The following is a 3,398-nucleotide window of genomic DNA, read 5'->3' as shown; positions in this document are numbered from 1 at the left end:
CGGCATCATTATATCCAAAATTACTAAATCACTTGGGTTACTATAAAAATCATCCAATAAGTCTTTTGCAGAGTTATAGGTATTAACCTTAAAACCTGCCTTTACTAAAAAAGATTTTATTAAATTACAAATTTTTTCTTCATCGTCTGCAATGTAAATAAGTTTTTCCAAAGTATACTTCCTTTCTTATAAACATTTTAGTCATAAATAATATAGCATATTAGATTTTCTATAACCACTATGTTAAAGCCTTTTTATATTATGCCACAATACTGCCACAATCCTACCTTTAATTTGACTTACCTCAAATTGTACTATTTAACTATGGTCACTAAAAAAATACTGACCAATAGACAGAAATAACATCACATAAAAATAATGGAGGGAATAATTTTGGAAAACAAAAAAAGTTTTTACGGTTGGAAAATTGCAGCTGGATCATTTCTAATCTTAGCAATGCCCTTTGCAATAATCTTCCTATCTCATTCAATATTTCTAACCCCTGTAACTCAGGCTTTAGGATTTACTGCAACACAGTTTTCCTTAGTGTTCACTATTGTTGCTATAGCTACAGCTATTATGTCACCTATAATGGGTAAAATTATTAGAAAGTATGATGTCAGATATATTATGGCACTTTGTGGTGCTGTTGTATCAATATCCTTTGCAGCCTTTGGATTAGCAAAAAGTTTATGGCAGTTTTATTTAATCTCCGCCATATTAGGTGCCTTTGCCACAGGAATAACACAAATTCCTATATCCTACATCATTACCAACTGGTTTCCATCTAAGAAAAAAGGTGTAGCAACAGGAATAGCTTTCTCCGGTGGTAACTTAGGAGCATTTTGTACTATATTAATAGTTTCAAACTTAATGCCTAAAATAGGATATGAAAAATGTTACTTCTTATTAGGGGCAGTAATGTTAGTAGTAACTGTATTGGTTTCACTTTTTGTTATAAAGGAAAAACCAGCTGATATTGGACAAAAGCCTTATGGTGAAGAAGAAATAAGTACCCATTCTAATAAGAAAAGCAAACCAGCTGAAGAATTAACAGGATATACTTTTAAAGAGGCTAAAGCTTCAGCAGTATTTTGGGTTTATATCCTTGCAATAGTTTTATTAGGAGTTGTATTTGCAGGAGTACAAATGCATATTCCAAGCTACATGCAGAGCATCGGTCACTCACCGGTATTTGCATCAACAGTAACTTCAATAGTTTCAATAATGGGTATTTTAAGTAATGTTCTTATAGGTATGTTATTAGAAAAAGCCGGATTAAAGAAAGGCATGATAATAATAGGTCTAGCTATGATTGCATCTATAGTATGCTTATTATTTGGACAAACTACTCTCTTTGCAATTTTATTTGCATTAATCTTTGGTGCTTTCATTGCAATAGCAGCCATGGGACCATCTTATTTAACCAGTGAAATCTTTGGTAAAAAAGATTATGGAACAATATTAGGAACTGTAATTATGTTCTTCCAATTTGGAGGAGCTGTAGGTCCAACCTTATCTGGGCTTATTTATGATACTACAGGTGCTTATAAAATTACATGGATAATATTTATAGTACTTTTAGTTATAACCTTTTCAACTTTCTTATTAGCTTTTAATTTAGCAGGCAAAAAAACAGAAAAAAATTAAAAAAATCACTTGTTAAGGAGGAATTAAAAATGAATTTTAGAGAAAAATATGGACAATGGGCAATTGTATTAGGAGCAACTGAAGGAATAGGAAAAGCTAATGCCTTCGAGCTTGCAAGAAGAGGAATGGATGTAATTTTAGTAGGAAGAAGAAAGGAAGCTTTAGAAAAATTAGCTTCTGAAATAAATGCTGAAACAGGAAGAGAAATCAGAGTGTTACCTCAGGATTTATCAGAGTACGATGCTGCTGAAAAATTAATTGACGCAACTAAAGATTTAGACATGGGATTAATTAACTATGTGGCATGCTTACACTCAATGGGTCAATACAACAAGGTTGACTACGCTAAATATGAGCAAATGTACAGGGTAAATATCAGAACTTTCTCTAAGCTTCTACACCACTTCATTGGTTTATTTAAAGAAAGAAACAGGGGAGCTTTTGTAACAATAGGTTCCTTATCCGGATGGACATCACTGCCATTCTGTGCTGAATATGCTGCTCAAAAAGCTTACATGATGGCATTAACTGAAGGTGTTGCCTATGAATGCAAAAACACTAATGTAGATGTATTATTAATGGTTGCCGGATCAACTATTACACCTACTTGGTTAAAAAACAAACCAGCAGATGAAGATACCTGTGCAGCCGCTATGTATCCTGAAGATGTTGCAAAAGAAGGCCTTGATCAATTAGGAGTTCACATGTCTTACTTAGTTGGTGAAAGAAACAGAAAAAATCATCAAAACAGAATAACTAACCACAGCAGAGATGAAATAATCGCTGAATTAGGTAAGATGTTTACACACATGGCTTAAAACAATTCCTTAAAATTAAACTGTGAGGTGACTATGATGAAATTAAAAAATAAAGTAGCATTAGTTACAGCAGCTACTAAAGGTATCGGCTTAGCAAGCGCCGAGAAATTAGCAGAAAACGGTGCAATAGTATATATTGGAGCAAGAAATGAAGAATTAGCCGCAGAGGTTATAAAAGGTATAAATGCTAAAGGAGGAATTGCAAAATTCGTATATTTTAATGCAAGAGAAGCAGAAACTTATACAGCGATGGTTGAAGAAGTTATAAGCAATGAAGGAAGAATAGATATCCTGGTAAATAACTATGGCGGACACGATGTTAAATTGGATAAAACTATCTTCGATACAGCAGGGAAAGATTACTTTGATGCTGTAATAAACAATCTTCAAAGCGTATTTTTAACCAGCCAGGCTGCAGTTAAAAGCATGATGAAAACAGGGGGCGGAAGTATAATAAACATTTCTACTATAGGCTCAGCAGTTCCTGACCTATCAGGGATAGCTTACTGTACATCAAAAGCAGCCATAAACTCATTAACTCAAAATGTGGCTGCACAATGCGCTCAATACAACATTAGATGTAATGCAGTTTTACCAGGATTTATTGCAACTAAAGCTGCCCTTGAAAATATGAGTAAAGAATTCTTAGATACCTTCTTAAAGAATGTTCCTATGAACCGTCCAGGTAAACCTGAGGATATAGCAAATGCAGTATTATACTTTGCTTCAGATGAGTCTTCTTACTTAACAGGTGAAATCATGGAGGCTGCTGGAGGTTTCGGTAAATTTACTCCAATGTATGGTGATTTTGTTGAAAGATAATATAAATTAAAAGAAAAACTACTAGTCGTACTAGTAGTTTTCTTTTAATTATTTCTTTATTAATTTTACTAATATATCATCGCCATACTTATTCGTCTTAATCTCACC

General features: G+C 33.3%; 4 protein-coding genes. 3 read left to right on the top strand and 1 reads right to left on the bottom strand.

The genetic code is table 11. The features are described 5' to 3' along the window. Positions 1-171 (bottom strand): response regulator (locus TA89_RS19240; protein WP_040210916.1); only part of this gene is annotated, 171 nt, incomplete at its 3' end. A 222-nt stretch (positions 172-393) separates the two neighbouring features. Here TA89_RS19240 and TA89_RS03615 point away from each other — a divergent pair. From TA89_RS03615 to hdhA, 3 genes are read left to right on the top strand one after another with little or no spacing between them, the layout of a single operon-like run. Beyond that, on the top strand, positions 394-1,650 hold the full coding sequence (locus TA89_RS03615; RefSeq protein WP_040210915.1) for an MFS transporter: 1,257 nt from the start codon (positions 394-396) through the stop codon (positions 1,648-1,650). 29 nt (positions 1,651-1,679) lie between these two features. Then, positions 1,680-2,468: a 7beta-hydroxysteroid dehydrogenase gene (hdhB, locus tag TA89_RS03610; RefSeq protein WP_040210913.1), complete on the top strand. Its 789-nt coding sequence runs from the start codon at positions 1,680-1,682 to the stop codon at positions 2,466-2,468. 33 nt (positions 2,469-2,501) lie between these two features. Continuing rightward, the gene (gene hdhA, locus TA89_RS03605) at positions 2,502-3,290 is read left to right on the top strand and encodes a 7alpha-hydroxysteroid dehydrogenase (RefSeq protein WP_147590060.1); all 789 of its coding nucleotides are present in this window, start codon (positions 2,502-2,504) and stop codon (positions 3,288-3,290) included. The last annotated feature ends 108 nt before the right edge of the window (positions 3,291-3,398 follow it).

The sequence above is a fragment of the Clostridium polynesiense genome (assembly GCF_000820705.1).
Classification (GTDB): domain Bacteria; phylum Bacillota; class Clostridia; order Clostridiales; family Clostridiaceae; genus Clostridium_AA; species Clostridium_AA polynesiense.
Note: the sequence above shows the minus strand (reverse complement) of the source record. Positions and strands in the feature narration are given on the sequence as shown.